General features: G+C 74.8%; 14 protein-coding genes, 1 tRNA gene and 1 pseudogene. 7 read left to right on the top strand and 9 right to left on the bottom strand.

Annotated features, from left to right (window positions below):
- Window positions 1–418: 418 nt before the first annotated feature.
- Window positions 419–721 carry a hypothetical protein gene (locus OG896_RS06570; RefSeq protein ID WP_328471271.1) on the bottom strand — a complete coding sequence of 101 codons (303 nt, stop codon included), beginning with the start codon at window positions 719–721 and terminating at the stop codon, window positions 419–421.
- Between the two features lie 299 nt (window positions 722–1,020).
- Between OG896_RS06570 and OG896_RS06565 the strand changes: the two genes are divergently transcribed.
- Window positions 1,021–1,094: transfer RNA gene (locus OG896_RS06565), tRNA-Met, on the top strand.
- 111 nt (window positions 1,095–1,205) lie between these two features.
- Here OG896_RS06565 and OG896_RS06560 read toward each other — a convergent pair.
- Entirely contained in the window at window positions 1,206–1,535 is a 330-nt protein-coding gene (locus tag OG896_RS06560; protein WP_329363272.1) for a DUF6343 family protein, read from the bottom strand.
- Window positions 1,536–1,677: 142 nt separating this feature from the next.
- Between OG896_RS06560 and OG896_RS06555 the strand changes: the two genes are divergently transcribed.
- Together OG896_RS06555 and OG896_RS06550 are read left to right on the top strand one after the other, a co-directional pair.
- Window positions 1,678–2,613 (top strand): GNAT family N-acetyltransferase, encoded by a 936-nt coding sequence (locus OG896_RS06555; RefSeq protein WP_329363270.1) that lies wholly within the window; start codon window positions 1,678–1,680, stop codon window positions 2,611–2,613.
- Window positions 2,585–3,184, top strand: a complete 600-nt coding sequence (locus tag OG896_RS06550) for a DUF1349 domain-containing protein (protein WP_402447916.1) — start codon at window positions 2,585–2,587, stop codon at window positions 3,182–3,184. The genes OG896_RS06555 and OG896_RS06550 overlap by 29 nt, the downstream gene beginning before the upstream one ends.
- A gap of 127 nt (window positions 3,185–3,311) precedes the next feature.
- On the opposite strand, the gene OG896_RS06545 is transcribed toward OG896_RS06550, so the two are convergent.
- The 6 genes from OG896_RS06545 to OG896_RS06520 are packed head-to-tail and all read right to left on the bottom strand — an operon-like array spanning window position 3,312 to window position 10,501.
- Window positions 3,312–4,025, bottom strand: coding sequence for a TetR/AcrR family transcriptional regulator (locus OG896_RS06545; RefSeq protein ID WP_329363268.1), 714 nt, complete (start codon window positions 4,023–4,025; stop codon window positions 3,312–3,314).
- Entirely contained in the window at window positions 4,022–4,762 is a 741-nt protein-coding gene (locus tag OG896_RS06540; protein ID WP_329363266.1) for an enoyl-CoA hydratase family protein, read from the bottom strand. Before OG896_RS06540 ends, OG896_RS06545 begins: the two co-directional genes overlap by 4 nt.
- A gap of 13 nt (window positions 4,763–4,775) precedes the next feature.
- Entirely contained in the window at window positions 4,776–5,966 is a 1,191-nt protein-coding gene (locus OG896_RS06535; protein ID WP_329363264.1) for an acyl-CoA dehydrogenase family protein, read from the bottom strand.
- 38 nt (window positions 5,967–6,004) lie between these two features.
- Window positions 6,005–8,098 (bottom strand): acetyl/propionyl/methylcrotonyl-CoA carboxylase subunit alpha, encoded by a 2,094-nt coding sequence (locus OG896_RS06530; protein WP_329363262.1) that lies wholly within the window; start codon window positions 8,096–8,098, stop codon window positions 6,005–6,007.
- Between the two features lie 13 nt (window positions 8,099–8,111).
- A complete protein-coding gene (locus OG896_RS06525; protein WP_329363260.1) occupies window positions 8,112–9,695 on the bottom strand; it encodes an acyl-CoA carboxylase subunit beta in 1,584 nt (527 codons plus the stop codon).
- Entirely contained in the window at window positions 9,692–10,501 is an 810-nt protein-coding gene (locus OG896_RS06520) for a TIGR03084 family metal-binding protein (protein ID WP_329363259.1), read from the bottom strand. Before OG896_RS06520 ends, OG896_RS06525 begins: the two co-directional genes overlap by 4 nt.
- A 218-nt stretch (window positions 10,502–10,719) precedes the next feature.
- Here OG896_RS06520 and OG896_RS06515 point away from each other — a divergent pair, with 218 nt between their 5' ends.
- From OG896_RS06515 to OG896_RS06505, 3 genes and pseudogenes are all read left to right on the top strand, one after another.
- Window positions 10,720–11,421: an HAD family hydrolase gene (locus OG896_RS06515; protein ID WP_329363258.1), complete on the top strand. Its 702-nt coding sequence runs from the start codon at window positions 10,720–10,722 to the stop codon at window positions 11,419–11,421.
- A 108-nt stretch (window positions 11,422–11,529) separates the two neighbouring features.
- A pseudogene (locus OG896_RS06510) lies at window positions 11,530–11,745 on the top strand (DNA-binding response regulator); the annotation flags it as partial.
- 132 nt (window positions 11,746–11,877) lie between these two features.
- Window positions 11,878–13,515 (top strand): ABC-F family ATP-binding cassette domain-containing protein, encoded by a 1,638-nt coding sequence (locus tag OG896_RS06505; protein ID WP_329363256.1) that lies wholly within the window; start codon window positions 11,878–11,880, stop codon window positions 13,513–13,515.
- Window positions 13,516–13,637: 122 nt separating this feature from the next.
- Here OG896_RS06505 and OG896_RS06500 read toward each other — a convergent pair whose 3' ends face one another.
- Window positions 13,638–14,624, bottom strand: a complete 987-nt coding sequence (locus OG896_RS06500; RefSeq protein ID WP_329373752.1) for an aldo/keto reductase — start codon at window positions 14,622–14,624, stop codon at window positions 13,638–13,640.
- 247 nt (window positions 14,625–14,871) lie between these two features.
- On the opposite strand from OG896_RS06500, the gene OG896_RS06495 reads away from it, so the two are divergent.
- Entirely contained in the window at window positions 14,872–15,750 is an 879-nt protein-coding gene (locus OG896_RS06495) for an AraC family transcriptional regulator (protein ID WP_329363254.1), read from the top strand.
- The last annotated feature ends 1 nt before the right edge of the window (window position 15,751 follow it).

The following is a 15,751-nucleotide window of genomic DNA, read 5'->3' as shown; positions in this document are numbered from 1 at the left end:
GTTCGCCCAGTCGTGACCGACTGCCCGTACACCGTCACCGTACGGTGTCGGCGCCGCCGACCTCCAGAAGGCCGAAGCCCGAGCCGCACCCCCGGCCGAGGGCCGAGCCGCACCCTCGGCCGAAGCCCGAGCCGCACCCCCGGCCGAGGGCCGAGCCGCACCCCCGGCCGAGGGCCGAGCCGCACCCCCGGCCGAGGGCCGAGCCGCACCCCCGGCCGAAGCCCGAGCCGCACCCCCGGCCGAAGCCCGAGCCGCACCCCCGGCCGAAGCCCGAGCCGCACCCCGTACCGGATTCCGGGTCGCGCGCCCCGCCGCATCCCGGACCCGGCGGGTCCGCCGAGCAACTCGCCATGCCCGCAGAGGAGTTCGGGCCCGCAAAGGAGTTCGCGCCCGCAGGGAAGTGCGGGGCCCGCGGCTGCTACCGGCCGCGCCCCGCGACCGCCCAGGACGCGGCGGCTATGCCCCCGGCCACGGCGAACACGGCCGGCCAGGCGCCGACCTTCTTCGCGAGCGGGTGCGCACCCGCGAACGCCGCCACATAAGCCCCCGTGAGGGCCGCCGCCGGCACCGCGCCGGTGCTCCGACGCCACTCGCGCGCCGCCACCACGCCGGCCGCGGCCAGCGCCACACCGCCCAGCTCGCGCCGCTTGGTCCACCGGGCCACTCCGTAGCCCCCGATCAGTCCGGTCGCCGCCACGGCACTCGCGTTCACCCCGGCCATCACGCCCTCCTTCATCCCGCTCGCCAACTCCCGCGACCGCGCCGCGGGCCCGCTGATCTTCGACTCCCTGAGATTAACCCGCGGCCCCTCCCGCCCGCCGAAGGGCCTGTGGATAACTCCTCGTTCCCTGATCCCCTCGGCATTTCCGCGATCCCCTCGGCATTTCCGCGCGTCTGCCCGCCTACGCGACCCGCCGCATCCGGTCCACCACTCACCGTGTCCATACGTGCCCGCCGCACCGCGCCGGGGGGAATGGATTTGGCGCCCGGGCATCCACCCCGTAAGGTGGTGTTCACCGACGCGGGGTGGAGCAGCTCGGTAGCTCGCTGGGCTCATAACCCAGAGGTCGCAGGTTCAAATCCTGTCCCCGCTACGAATCGAAGGGCCCGGCACTCAGTGCCGGGCCCTTCGAGCGTGGACGGCCCCGCCCCGTTGCGCCCCCGGGCCCCGTGAACCCGGTCATCCGGTGCCGCGCCGCCCGGGCTCACCGTCGCGGGGCCCCGTGGAAGTGGCGGGACTCGACCGGCCGCACGACCGGCGGATCGGGCGACTCCTCGGGGTCGACCGGCGGATTGGGCGGCTCGTCCCGGCCGGGCTGGTAGCGGGCGCCCTGCCGCATCCGGTAGCGGACGACGAAGACGTCGCCGACCGCGACCAGCGCGACGAAGGCGCACAGCCCCGCCCAGCCGGGCAGGTTCACCAGCGCGAAGCCCACGGCCGCGCCCACGCCCCACACCACCCCGAGCAGCGCGAACGTGAGCCGCAGCCGGAGCGCGCTGCGGGCCTGCATCGGTTCGTATCCGCTTCTGGGCACGGTGCTCGCCTCCTGAAGCGCGTGCCACCCCCCCCGCACCTTCCAGGGTCCACCCGTCGGGCCCGTTCCGGACCGTCCGGGCCCGACGAGAGTGCCGAAAACCAGGGCGGCGGCCCGTACCGGCCGCGTAGGGTGCGGCAGCATGGTGGCGATCAGGGACTACGACCCCGCCGACGCCCACGCTCTGTGCGCGCTCTTACGCGCCGAGGAGCCGTACCAGGTCACCACGCCCAGGAGCGTGCACGCGCAGGCGACGGCCATGCCGGCCCGGCAGCGCTGCCGGCTGCTGGTCGCGGTGGACGGCGAGCGGATCGTCGGGTGCGCCCGGGCGGGGCTGTTCGCCGACGCCGAGGACGCGGGCGCCGCCTTCGTGAACCTCAACGTCGCCGCCGCAGACCGCGGCCGCGGCACCGGCCGGGCGCTGCTGGCCGCCGCCGAGACGCACCTGGACGCGATCGGAGCGACCGCGTGCTTTGCGTGGGCGCACCCCGACCCGGCGTGCGAGAGCTTCGCCACCGCGCACGGCTACCGCCCCGGCCGCGAGGCACGGTTCCTGCGCCTGGACCTGTCGCCCCGCGGCCCGCTGCCGGCCCGCCCGCGGCTGCCGCGCGGCGTGCTGCTGCTGCCGGCCGTCGCGTGGGAACGCGACCCGCGGCCACTGTGGCGGACGGACGTGGAGTGCTTCGGCGACGAGCCGGGCGACGTCGCCGCCGACCGCCTCAGCTACGCGGACTGGCGCGCCCTGAACTGGGACCGGCCGGACTTCGACGCCGACCTGAGCACGGTCGCGGTGGTGGACGGCGAGGTCGCCGGGCTGGTCATCGCGCAGACCGACGGCGCGCGGCACTACGCGTCCGGCGGCACCGGAATCCGCCGCCCCTTCCGCGGCCGCGGCCTGGCCAAGGCCGCCAAGGCTCAGTCCCTGTACCTGGCCCGCGCGAAGGGCTATCGCGAGGCCACGACTGCCAACGACGACGGAAACGCGCCTATGCTCGCGATCAACATCTGGCTCGGCTACCAACTCTGCGGCTCAGAACGGCGGTACATACGTGACCTCGCCCCTCCCCGTCCCGCGTGACCTGCCCTGGTCGCAAGGAGAATGGCTCAACCCGCCCGCGGACGTCGCGGTCGACGGCACCGACCTGCTGGTCACCGCCCGCTCGGGCAGCGACTTCTGGCGCACCACGAGCTACGGCTTCGTGCACGACGACGGCCACGCCCTGCTCACCGACTTCCCGCCCGGCACCGCCGTTGAGGTCGGCTTCCATGCCGACTTCACCGAGCTGTACGACCAGGCGGGCGCCCTGGTCAGGGTCGACGCCTCGACCTGGATCAAGGCGGGCGTGGAGATCTCCGACGGCCTGCCGCAGCTCGGCGCGGTCGTCACGCACGGCACCTCGGACTGGTCGCTCGCCCCGGTCCCGGAGTGGGCGGGCCGCGAGGTGACGATCCGGGTCAGCAGGTCGGGCGACGCGGTGACGGTACGGGCCCGCTGCGAGCACGAGCCGTGGCGGACGATCCGGGTGGCGTGGCTCGACCCGGACGCCAAGGCGCGGGCCGGGCTGCTGTGCTGCGCGCCGGAACGGGACGGGATGACCGTTCGCTTCACCCGCATGGCCACCGGCCCCGCTGACACGTCCCTGCACTGACACGTCCCTGCACTGACGCGGACCCGTAACGCGGCGGGACCCGTAGCGCGGCGGGACCGGTAGCGCGGCGGGACCGTACCGCACGGGGCGGGTGCCGGCGGGTGGGCCGCGGCCGGGGTGGCCCGCCTCACGCCGCCGGGGGCCGCAGCACCGCGTCCAGCGTCCGCGACCACTGCCGGACGATGCCGGCCCGGCGCGCCGAGTCGTCGCTGAGCAGGTTGGCCAGGCCCAGGCCGCGGGCCATGTCCAAGGTGGCCTGCACGGCCTCCCGCACCCCGGGCACCGACTCGTCCGCGGCCAGGAACTCCACCGCGAGCCGGTGCGCCTCCCGGCCGATCCGGGCCTCCAGCGCGGCCACCCGGGTCCGCAGCGCCGGTTCGTCGGTGGCCGCCACCCACAGGTGCAGCGCCGCGCGGAAGAGCGGCCCGGTGTGTACGGCGACGAGCATGTCCACCACGGCGTAGGTACGGTCCTGGCCGCTGCCGGGCAGCGCGCGGGCACGGGCGCGTACGGCCGCCAGCCACTCCTCGGCCATGTGCGCGATCGCCGCGGTGAACAGCTCCTCGCGGGTGCGGAAGTGGTGCTGCGCGGCGCCCCGGGTCACCCCGGCCCGGGCGCACACCACGGCGACGGTGCTGCCGGACCAGCCGTGTTCGGCGAGGCAGGCGACGGCGGCGGACAGGATGCGCTGCCGGGTGGCGCGGGCCCGGTCCTGCTTGGGCTCGCGGTCGGCGGGTTGGCGGTCGGCGGGTTGGCGGTCGCCGGGTTCGCGGTCGGCCGGCTCGCGCTTGCCGGGTTCGTGTTCGCCGGGTTCGCGTTCGGCGGCCGTCCTGTCGCTCACAACGCCCATGGCGGGTCCCGTCGTTCGAGGAACGCCCGCATGCCCTCGGCGGCGTCCGCGGACTCGAAGAGCCGGTGGCTGAGGTGCGCCATCGTCGGCGCGTCGGCGTCCAGCCGCTTCAGCAGCGCCGCCGCGGTCAGCTCCTTGGTCGCGGCCAGGCCCTGCGGCGAGGCGGCGCGCAGGCCGGCGAGGATGCCGTCGAGTGCGTCCTCCCACGCGGTGACCAGCCCGATCCTGATCGCCTCCGCGGTGTCGAAGCGCTCGCCGGTGAGGAAGTAGCGGGCCAGGGCGCGCTGGTCGCCCGCGGCCAGCACCGGCATCGAGGCCACCGCGGGGGCGAGCCCGAGCCGGGACTCGGTGAAGGCGTAGTCGGCGCCGGCGGTCGCCACCGCGATGTCGCAGGCGGCCAGCAGCCCGAGCCCGCCCGCCCTGACGTGCCCGCGCACCTGGGCCACCACCGGCTTCTTCAGGGTCGCCATCCGCCGCATCAGGTCCGCCAGTTGGCGCGGTCCCTGCCGGACCCGGCGGTCCTTGAGGTCGGCGCCGGAGCAGAAGGTGGTGCCGGTGTGGGTGAGCAGCACCGCGCGGACGCCGTCGTCCTCGCCGGCCCGCTCCACCTCCGCGGCCAGCCCGTCGAGCAGGTCGGCGGACAGGGCGTTGCGGTTGTGCGGGGAGTCGAGGGTGAGGACGGCGATGCCCCGATCGAGGTGCCGGTGGACCAGCGGTGCTGTTGCCACGTACGGACTCCTGTCAGTAGGACTTGGGCAGGCCCAGCGTGTGGTGCGAGACGAAGTTGAGGATCATCTCGCGGCTGACCGGGGCGATGCGGCCCACCCGGGACGCGGCGAGCAGGGTGGCGAGGCCGTACTCGGCCGTCAACCCGTTGCCGCCCAGGGTGTGTACGGCCTGGTCGACGGCTTTCGCGCCAGCTTCGGCAGCAGCGTACTTGGCCATGTTGGCGGCCTCGCCGGCGCCCATGTCGTCGCCCGCGTCGTAGAGATGGGCGGCCTTCTGCATCATCAACCGGGCCAGTTCCAGCTCGATATGGGCCTGCGCGAGGGGGTGGGCGATCGCCTGGTGCGCGCCGATCGGGGCCTGCCAGACCTGCCGGGTACGGGCGTACCCCACCGCCTGGGACAGGGCGTAGCGGCCCATCCCGATGGAGAACGCGGCGGTCATCACCCGCTCCGGGTTGAGCCCGGCGAAGAGCTGGAGCAGCCCGGCGTCCTCGTCACCGACCAGCGCGTCGGCGGGCAGCGCGACGTCGTCGAGGAAGAGCTGGAACTGCTTCTCCGGCGCGGCCAGTTCCATCTCGATCTGCTTGAACTCGAAGCCGGGGGTGCCGCGTTCGACGATGAACAGGCACGGCTTCAGCTTTCCGGTGCGGGCGTCGGCGGTGCGGCCGACGATCAGGGTGGCGTCGGCGATGTCCACCCCGGAGATGAAGACCTTGCGGCCGGTCAGCAGCCAGCCGCCGGTGTCCGGGTCGCGGCGCGCGGTGGTGGAGATCCGGTGCGAGTTGGAGCCGGCGTCCGGCTCGGTGATGCCGAACGCCATCCGCAGCGAGCCGTCGGCCAGGCCGGGCAGCCAGCGCTCCTTCTGCGCCCGCGTGCCGAACCGGGCGATCACGGTGCCGCAGATCGCCGGCGACACCACGAGCAGCAGCAGCGGGCTGCCGGCCGCGCCCAACTCCTCCAGCACGATGGACAGTTCGGCCAGCCCCTGGCCGCCGCCGCCGTACTCCTCGGGCAGGTTCACCCCGAGGTAGCCGAGCCGGCCCGCCTCCTGCCACAGCTCGTCCGGCTGCCTGCCGGCCCGGACGGTCTCGGTGAAGTAGGTCCGGCCGTAGCGGCGGCCGAGCGCGCCCACCGCCGAGCGCAGCGCGCGCCGCTCGTCGCTCTCCAGCAGTGCGCGGTCGAAGGGGGTGGCATCGGTGCTCATGGTCGCTGTTCCTCCCGGTACGTGGGTGGTGGCGCGGTTCACGGTGCCTGCTCCGGCGCGCCGCCGTCCTCCTTGACGACGGCCAGTACGGTGCCGGGTTCGACCTGGTGGCCCACCGCGGCGGTCAGTTCGGTGAGCGTGCCGGCGGCGGGTGCGGTGACCACGTGCTCCATCTTCATCGCCTCCAGCCACAGCAGCGGCTGCCCGCGCTCCACCCGGTCGCCCGGCGTGAAGCGGCCCAGCCGGACCACGGTGCCGGGCATCGGCGCCCGCAGCGAGCCCGGTGCGACCTGCTCGGCGGGGTCGGTGAAGCGGGGCAGCGCGGTGAGCGCGGCGGCGCCCGCGGGCCAGTCGACGAAGACCCGGTCGTCGTAGGCGGCCACCTCGAACGTCCGCCGCACACCGGCGACTTCGAGCACCACGCGGTCCGGCGCGGCCGACACGAGCACGACGTCGTCGTGGCCCTCGGCGGTCAGGCCGTCGCGGGTCAGGCGGTAGCGGACCTCGTGCTCGGTGCCGGCGGGCTCGGCGCGGAAGCGCTTGAGCTGGGGCTGCGAGGGGAGGTTGCGCCAGCCGCCGAGGAGGGCGGCGACCGGGGTGGGGCGGGCCGGGGGAGGGGGCGCCGGCGCCGTACGGCCGGCCGCGTCGGCGAGCGCGGCGGCCAGTGCGGCGAGCCGCTCCGGATCGCCTGCCGCCTGTCCGGGCTCCCCGGTCAGCTCGGCCAACCGCCGCTCCAGGAAGCCGGTGTCGAGCCGGGCGGCGGCGAAGTCCGGGTGGCGCAGGATGCCCACCAGCAGGTGGCGATTGGTCAAAGGCCCGTGGATACGGGCGCGTTCGAGGGCGTGGGCCAGCCGGCGGACGGCCTCGGCGCGGGTCGGCGCCCAGGCGATGACCTTGGCGAGCATCGGGTCGTAGTGCACGCCGACCGTGTCCCCGCCGGTCACCCCGGAGTCCAGTCGCAACCCCGCGTCGCGGCCCGGAGGCAGCGTGAACTCGGCGTCCACGTCGGGCAGTTCGAGCCGGTGCACCGGGCCCGCCTGCGGTTGCCAGCCGCGCGCCGGGTCCTCGGCGTACAACCGCGCCTCGACGGCGTGTCCGCGCGGCCGCGGCGGCTGCGGAGGCAGCGCGGCGCCCTCGGCGATCCGGATCTGCCACGCCACCAGGTCCAGGCCGAAGACGCACTCGGTGACCGGGTGCTCCACCTGGAGGCGGGTGTTCATCTCCAGGAAGTACGGCCGTCCGTCCGCGCCGACCAGGAACTCCACGGTGCCGGCGCCCTCGTAGCCGATCGCGCGGGCCGCGCGGGCCGCCGCGTCGTGCAGGGCGGCGCGTACGGTCGCGGGCAGGCCGGGCGCCGGGGTCTCCTCGACCACCTTCTGGTGCCTGCGCTGCACCGAGCAGTCCCGCTCGCCCAGCACCCACACCGTGCCGTGCGCGTCGGCCAGCACCTGCACCTCGATGTGCCGGGCGCCTTCGGCGTACGGCTCGACGAACACCTCGCCGTCGCCGAAGGCCGCCGCCGCCTCCGCCCGGGCGGCCGTCAACTCCTCCTCCAGCGAGCCGAGTTCGCGGACCACGCGCATGCCGCGCCCGCCGCCGCCCGCCGCGGCCTTCACCAGCACCGGCAGGTCGGCGGCGGTGACCCGGGCCGGGTCGAGCGCCGCGAACAGCGGTACCCCGGCCGCCGCCATCAGCTGCTTCGCCCGCGTCTTCGAGCCCATCGCCGCCACGGCCCGCGGCGACGGCCCGATCCAGGTCAGCCCCGCGCCCCGCACGGCCGCCGCGAACTCCGCGCTCTCCGACAGGAATCCGTACCCCGGGTGCACCGCGTCCGCGCCCGCCGCCAGCGCCGCCGCGACCACCGCGTCCCCGCGCAGGTAGGTCTCGGCGGCCGACTCGCCGGGCAGCCGGACCGCCCCGTCCGCCTCCCGTACGTGCGCCGCGTCCGCGTCCGGGTCGGAGTGGACCGCCACGGTGCCGATGCCCAGCACGCGGCAACTGCGCAGCACCCGGCGGGCGATCTCGCCCCGGTTCGCCACGAGGAGGACCCGGATCGGCCCGCGTCCCTCCTGTGCCGGGCCCTCCTGTGCCGGGCCCTCCTGCGTACGCGCCTGCGCCTGCTCGTTGCTCATCGGGTCCAGCTCCTCACATCCGGAAGACGCCGAAGCCGCCCCGCGCGCCCTCGACCGGGGCGTTGTGGATGGCGGACAGGCACAGGGCCAGGACGGTGCGGGTGTCGCGCGGGTCGATGACGCCGTCGTCGTAGAGGCGGCCGGACAGGAACATCGGCAGGGACTCGGCCTCGATCTGCTGCTCGACCATGGCCCGTAGCGCGGCGTCGGCGTCCTCGTCGTACGCCCGGCCCTTGGCGGCGGCGGACTGGCGGGCGACGATGGACAGCACCCCGGCGAGCTGCGCGGGGCCCATGACCGCGGACTTCGCGCTCGGCCAGGAGAAGAGGAAGCGCGGGTCGTAGGCGCGGCCGCACATGCCGTAGTGGCCGGCGCCGTAACTCGCGCCCATCAGCACCGAGATGTGCGGCACCCGGGAGTTGGAGACCGCGTTGATCATCATCGCGCCGTGCTTGATGATGCCGCCCTGCTCGTATTCGCGGCCGACCATGTAGCCGGTGGTGTTGTGCAGGAAGAGCAGCGGGATGTCCCGCTGGTTCGCCAACTGGATGAACTGCGCGGCCTTCTGCGACTCCGCGCTGAACAGCACCCCCTGGGTGTTGGCGAGGATGCCGACCGGATAGCCGTGCACCTCGGCCCAACCGGTCGCCAGGCTCGGCCCGTACAGCGGCTTGAACTCGTCGAACGCCGAGCCGTCAACCACCCGGACCACCACCTCGCGCGGGTCGAACGGGGTGCGCAGATCGCCCGGCACGATGCCGAGCAGGTCCTCCTCGTCGAAGAGCGGCGGGCGCGGGTCCGGGCGCGGATCGGGGCCCTGCTTGCGCCAGTTGAGCCGGGCCACCACCCGGCGGGCGGTGCGCAGCGCGTCCGGCTCGTCCAGCGCGAAGTAGTCGGCGAGGCCGGAGACGCGGGCATGCATGTCGGCGCCGCCCAGCGACTCGTCGTCGCTCACCTCGCCGGTGGCCATCTTCACCAGCGGCGGCCCGCCGAGGAACACCTTGGAGCGCTCCTTGACCATGATCACGTGGTCGGACATGCCCGGTACGTACGCCCCGCCCGCCGTGGAGTTGCCGAACACCACCGCGACGGTGGGGATGCCGGCCGCGGACAGCCGGGTCAGGTCGCGGAAGAGGGCGCCGCCGGGGATGAAGATCTCCTTCTGGCTGGGCAGGTCCGCGCCGCCCGACTCCACCAGGCTGATCACCGGCAGCCGGTTGGCGAAGGCGATCTCGTTGGCCCGCAGTGCCTTGCGCAGCGTCCACGGATTGCTCGAACCGCCGCGCACCGTCGGGTCGTTCGCGGTCACCAGGCACTCCACGCCCTCGACCACGCCGATTCCGGTGACGATCGACGCGCCGGTGGTGAAGTCGCTGCCCCAGCCCGCCAGCGGCGACAGCTCCAGGAACGGCGTGTCCGGGTCGAGCAGCGACTCGATCCGCTCCCGCGCGGTCAGCTTGCCCCGCCCGCGATGCCGCTCGACGTACTTCGGGCCGCCGCCGGCCAGCGCCTCCTCGTGCGCCGCCGCGACCTCCGCCAGCCGCTCCAGCATCACCGCCCGCCGCTCGTCGAAGTCGGCGCCCCGCAGCGCGTTCATGCCGCACCGCCGTCCGCCGCCGGCGCCCGCCCCTTGCCGGGCGGCCCCGCGAACGCCTGCGCCACCGACAGCCACGCGTCCGCGTCCGCGCCCCACGCGCGCACCGCCGTGTCGTCGCGGTGCCGCCGCCGCACCGCCAGCAGGCAGAAGTCCAGCGCGGGACCGGTCACCCGCTGCTCCGCGTCCGGCGGTCCATACGTCCACAACTCGCCGTCCGGAGCGGCCAGTTCGACGCGGAACGGCTCCGCGGGCGGCGTCAGCCCGTGCACCGAGAAGGCGTAGTCCCGGGCCCGCACCGCGATCCGGGCGACGTGCCGCAGCCGCGCGGTCGGCTCCCGCCGCACCCCGAGGGTGTCCGCCACGTCCTCGCCGTGCGCCCACGTCTCCATCAGCCGTCCCGTCGCCACCGACGCGGTGCTCATCGGCGGCCCGTACCAGGGGAACCGCGCCTCCGGCGGCGCCGCGGCCAGCACCTCCAGCAGCAGCCCCCGCCCGTTCCGCCAGCGCGCCAGCAGCTCCCCGTACGGCTCCGCCGCACCCGCCGCGGCGCCCTCCGCCACCGCCATGCCCAACTCCACCGCGCCGCGCCCCAGTTCCGCCGTGAACTGCGCCGGGTCCCGCACCGCCAGCAGCGCCCGCCCGTCCGTCCAGGCCAGATGCGCGATCTGATGCGCCACCGTCCACCCCTCCGCGGGCGTGCCGGCACCCCACTCCCGCGCCCCGAGCCCCGCGACCAGCCCGTCCAGCGCGTCACCCTCCGCGCGGAGATCCTCCAACACGGCGCGTACTGCCTGCGGATCGGCCACGGCCACTCCTCGACGAGCGAAGCCCACGGAACTGACAGGACGGTGCTCCATGAGGGTGCCAGCGGCACCCAAAACATTCAAGCGCGCATGCATTTTTCGGGAGCGGCTTCTTCCGAGGAAAGAGCGGCGCGCGGCCGGCGTGCACCGGGGAATCTACGGGCAGGTACCGACAGCGGCGGACCGCGGCGAGGCCGAGGGCCGGGAAGAGGGGGCGCGGGGTGGCGATTCGCGGGGTGCTGTTCGACGTGGACGGCACGCTGTTCGACTACGCGGCGTCGGAGGAGGCCGGGTTGCTCGCCCACCTCGCGGCGGAGCCGCTCGACGGGTTCCGGTCGCCCGCGGACGCGCTGGCGCGCTGGCGGGAGGTGACGGCGGAGGAGTACGGACGTTTTCTGGCCGGCGAGTTGAGCTTCCACGAGCAGCAACAGGTCCGGGTGCGGCGGTTCCTGGGCCGTCCCGGGCTGTCCGGCCGGGACGCCTTGGCGTGGTACGGGCGGTACGCGATGCGGCGCGACCTGCTCGGGGTGGCCTTCGACGACGCCGCGCCGGTGCTCCGCCGGCTCGCACCGCACTACCGCCTCGGGGTCGTCTCCAACGCGGGCGCCGAGGCCCAGCGGCACAAACTCTCCTGCGTCGGGCTGCTCTCCTACCTCGGCGGCGCGTTCGTCTGCTGCGACGTGCACGGCGCCGCCAAGCCCGCGGCGAGCATCTTCCACGCCGGGTGCGCGGAGCTGGACGTGCCGCCCCACCAGGTCGCGTACGTCGGCGACGACTACGCCGTGGACGCGCTCGGCGCCCGGGACGCCGGCCTTCGGGCGTACTGGGTGCGGCGCGACCCCGGCGCCCCGGACTCCCCGCCCGCCGACGGCATCCGTGTCCTGCGCACCCTCCACGACCTGCCGGCCGCGCTCCGCACCTGACGCGGCCCTACCGGCCCGGGCACTTCTCCTTCGTCTTCACGATGCGCACGGTGACGCGCGTGGAGACGTTGTAGCGCGCGGGAGAGGGCTGCTGGGAGCAGACGGTCCAACGCCCGCCCGGAGGAGCTCGTGGCGGGCATCCAGGCGGTGGCCACCGGCGAGGCCGTGGTGGCGCCGAGCCTGACCCGCCGCCTGCTGGACGCCTACGCCCACCAGGTGCTCGCCCCGAACGACCCGGCCGGGGCCCAGGACCCCCGGTTGAAGGACCTCAGCGAACGCGAGCGCGAGGTCCTCGTCGCGATCGGCAACGGCTCGCCTACGACGCCGGCCTGGTCGGGTCCAGACCCTGACGGGCAGGGCAGGGCAGGGCAGGGCCGGGCAGGGCCGGGGTGCGGGGCGCGGCGGGGGTAATGGAGCGGCGGGAGCCCGGGGGGAGACGGTAAGATCCCCGGCCTGATGAGCGCGACACTTGTAGCGAAGAACCTCGCCGCCGGGCACGGCGACCGGGCACTGTTCAGCGGGCTCGACCTGGTGGTCGCCGGCGGCGACGTGGTCGGCCTCGTGGGAGCCAACGGAGCCGGCAAGTCCACGCTGCTGCGGCTGCTCGCCGGGATCGGCACCCCCGAGGACGGCTCGGTGCGGCTGTCGCCGTCGACCGGGAACGTCGGGTACCTGCCGCAGGAGCCGGACCGCAGGGAAGGCGAGACCGTACGGGCCTTCCTGGCCCGCCGTACCGGGGTCGCGGCCGCGCAGGCCGCGCTGGACGCGGCCACCCAGGCCCTGGTGGACGAGGCGCCCGGCGCCGACGACGCGTACGCGGAGAGCCTGGACCGCTGGCTGGACCTCGGCGGCGCCGACCTGGACGAGCGGGCGGAGGAGGCCGCGGGCTCGCTCGGCCTCGGGGTGGGCCTCGACGCGCAGATGCGGGCGCTGTCCGGCGGCCAGGCCGCCCGCGCCGGCCTGGCCTCGCTGCTGCTCAGCCGCTACGACGTGTTCCTGCTGGACGAACCCACCAACGACCTCGACCTGGACGGGCTGGAGCGGCTGGAGAAGTTCGTCGCGGGCCTGCGCGCCGGCACCGTCCTGGTCAGCCACGACCGCGAGTTCCTGGCCCGCACCGTCAACCGCGTGGTCGAACTCGACCTCGCCCAGCAGCAGGTGACCACGTACGGCGGCGGCTACGCGGCCTACCTGGAGGAGCGCGAGATCGCCCGGCGGCACGCCCGGGAGGAGTACGAGGAGTACGCCGACACCAAGGCGGGCCTGGAGGCCCGGGCCCGGATGCAGCGCGGCTGGATGGACAAGGGCCTGCGCAACGCCGTCCGCAAGCAGCCCGACAACGACAAGATCGCCCGCAAGGCCCGGACGGAGAGCAGCGAGAAGCAGGCCGCCAAGGCCCGCCAGACCGACCGGATGATCGAGCGGCTGGACACCGTCGAGGAGCCACGCAAGGAGTGGGAGCTGCGGATGGAGATCGCCGCCGCGCCCCGCTCCGGCGCCGTGGTCGCCACCCTGCGGCAGGCCGAAGTGCGGCGCGGCGCCTTCCGGTTCGGGCCGGTCGACCTCCAGATCGACTGGGCGGACCGGGTGGCGATCACCGGCGCCAACGGCTCCGGCAAGTCCACGCTGCTCGCCGCCCTCCTCGGCCGGCTGCCCCTGGACGAGGGGCACGCGGCCCTCGGCCCGGGCGTGGTGGTCGGTGAGATCGACCAGGCCCGCGGGCTCTTCCGCGGCGACGACACGCTGCTCGACGCGTTCCGGGCGCCCGCGCCCGACCTCGAACCCGCCGACATCCGCACCCTGCTGGCCAAGTTCGGGCTGAAGGCCGCGCACGTGCTGCGCCCCGCCGCCACCCTCTCCCCGGGCGAGCGCACCCGCGCCGCGCTCGCCCTGCTCCAGGCCCGGGGCGTCAACCTCCTCGTCCTCGACGAGCCCACCAACCACCTCGACCTGCCCGCGATCGAGCAACTGGAGTCCGCGCTCGCCTCGTACGAGGGCACGCTCCTGCTCGTCACCCACGACCGCCGGATGCTCGAGGCGGTGCACACCACCCGCCGTATCGAGGTGGCCGAGGGGCGCATCACCGAGCACTGACGCGAGCCACCGGGCGCCGGCCGGCGGGGGGAGCCGTCCGGCGCCGCGGAACGCGTCAGCGGGAGCGGGTCACCCGGTCCTCCCGGGCAGCGAGCGTGCCGGCCGCACTCGTCGGGGCGGCCTCACCAGGACGGCATCATCTCCTCCGGATACCGCGACCCGGCCGCGCCGCGCGGCAGGATCTCCCGGACCCGGGCGAGGTCCTGCGGCGTCAGGGCGACCCGTGCCGCCGAGACGTTCTCGGCCAGCCGCCGCGGGCTGCGGGTGCCCGGGATCGGCACGATGCCCTCGCCCTGCGCCAGCAGCCAGGCCAGCGCCAGTTGCGTCACCGTGATGCCCTTGCCCTCCGCGAGCGCGGTCAACTCGCGGACGGCGGCCACGTTCCGCTCGTAGTTGCCCGGCTGCCAGCGGTCGTCCCAACTGCGCATGTCGTCCGCCGGGTACTCCGCGGCCGGCTTGCCCGCACCGGTGAGGAACCCGCGGCCCAGCGGCGAGTACGGCACGAAGCCGATGCCCAACTCGCGTACCACCGGCAGCACATCGGCCTCCACGGCGCGCTCGAAGAGCGAGTACTCGGTCTGGAGCACCGACACCGGATGCACCGCGTGCGCGCGCCGGATGATGTCCGGGCCGGCCTCGCTGAGCCCGAGAAAGCGCACCTTGCCCTCGGCGATCAGCTCGCCGACGGTGCCGGCCACGTCCTCGATCGGGACGTCGGGGTCGACGCGGTGCTGGTACAGCACGTCGATCCGGTCGGTGCCCAGGTGCCGCAGGCTGTTCTCGGCCACCTCGCGGATGTGCGCGGGCCGGCTGTCGAGCCGGGTGCCGACGTGCTCCGGGTCGGTGAGGTCGAAGCCGAACTTGGTGGCGATCACCACCTCGTCGCGGAAGTCCCGTACCGCGCGGCCGAGCAGGCGCTCGTTGCTGCCGGTGCCCATGCCGTACAGCTCGGCGGTGTCGAAGAAGGTGACGCCCAGTTCCCGGGCCCGCCGGATGGTCGCGATGCCGCCGGGTTCGTCGCCCGAGCCGTACGCCATCGTCATGCCCATCGTGCCCAGCCCGATCGCGCCGACCTCCAGGCCCTGGGTGCCGAGCCGGCGCTGCGGCAGCGCCCCGCCGCCGGTCTCGCCGGTCTCGCCGGTCCCGCCCGTACCGTCCGTGCTGCCTCCGCCGCCGGCACGCGTGCCGCTCGTCTTGCTCGTACCGTTCATCCGGTTCCGGCCGGCCGTGTCGTCCTGGCCGGTCTCGTTGCTGTGTGCCATGCCTCCACACTAGGAAGACAGCCGCTCCGGGGCATGGGGCGCTGATCGCATATTGTTGCCCGATACTCTCAACCGGATCGGAAGGAGCGCCACGGTGGACCAGCTCGCGGCCGCCGTCGCCCGGCACAGCGACGGCATGTGGTGCGACAGCGCGGTGCCACGCCTGACCGTGGTCGCCCTCGACGCACCCGTCCCGCCGGCGGACCTGCTCTACGTGCCGATGATCTGCTTCATCGCCGAGGGCGCCAAGCACTCCACCGCGGGCGAGCGGAGCTGGGGGACCCGGCGCGGCGAGATGTTCTTCAACTCGCTGATCCTGCCGGTCACCGCCGTCTTCGAGCAGTTGCCCTACCGGGCCGCGGTGATGCGGCTGGACGGAGGGGTGCTCGCCGACCTGCTGCTCGAACTGGAGGGCGCGGACCGGCGGCCGCTCGCGCCCGCGAGCCAGGACGGGCAGATCTCCGCGCCGATGACCCCGGAGATCGTGGACGCGGTCACCCGCTGGGTGCGGCTGCTCGACACCCCTGACGACATCGGCGCGCTCGCCCCCAGGATCGAGGCGGAGATCCTCTACCGGCTGCTCGGCAGCCCGCTCGGCCCGATGCTGCGCCGGCTGACCCCGGCCGACACGGCCGCCTCCCGGGTGCGCGCCGCGGCCGCCTGGATATGTGCGCACTTCCGCGAGCCGCTCACCGTCGAGGCGATCGCCGCCGTCGCCCACATGAGCCCAGCCACGCTGCACCGGCACTTCAAGGCCGCCACCGGCATGAGCCCGCTGCGCTTCCAGAAGCACCTGCGGCTCCAGGAGGCCCGTCGCCGCCTCATCACCGGCGGCACCACCGCGGTCCTGGTCGCGGAAGAGGTCGGCTACGCCAGCGCCACCCAGTTCAACCGCGAGTACCGCCGCCACTACGGCCTCCCGCCCGCCCGCGACGCCACCCGCCTGCGCCGGCGCCTGACGGCGGCCACGTGAG

The organism is Streptomyces sp. NBC_00669 (assembly GCF_036226785.1).
GTDB lineage: Bacteria > Actinomycetota > Actinomycetes > Streptomycetales > Streptomycetaceae > Actinacidiphila.
This window is presented reverse-complemented; position numbering and strand designations above follow the sequence as displayed.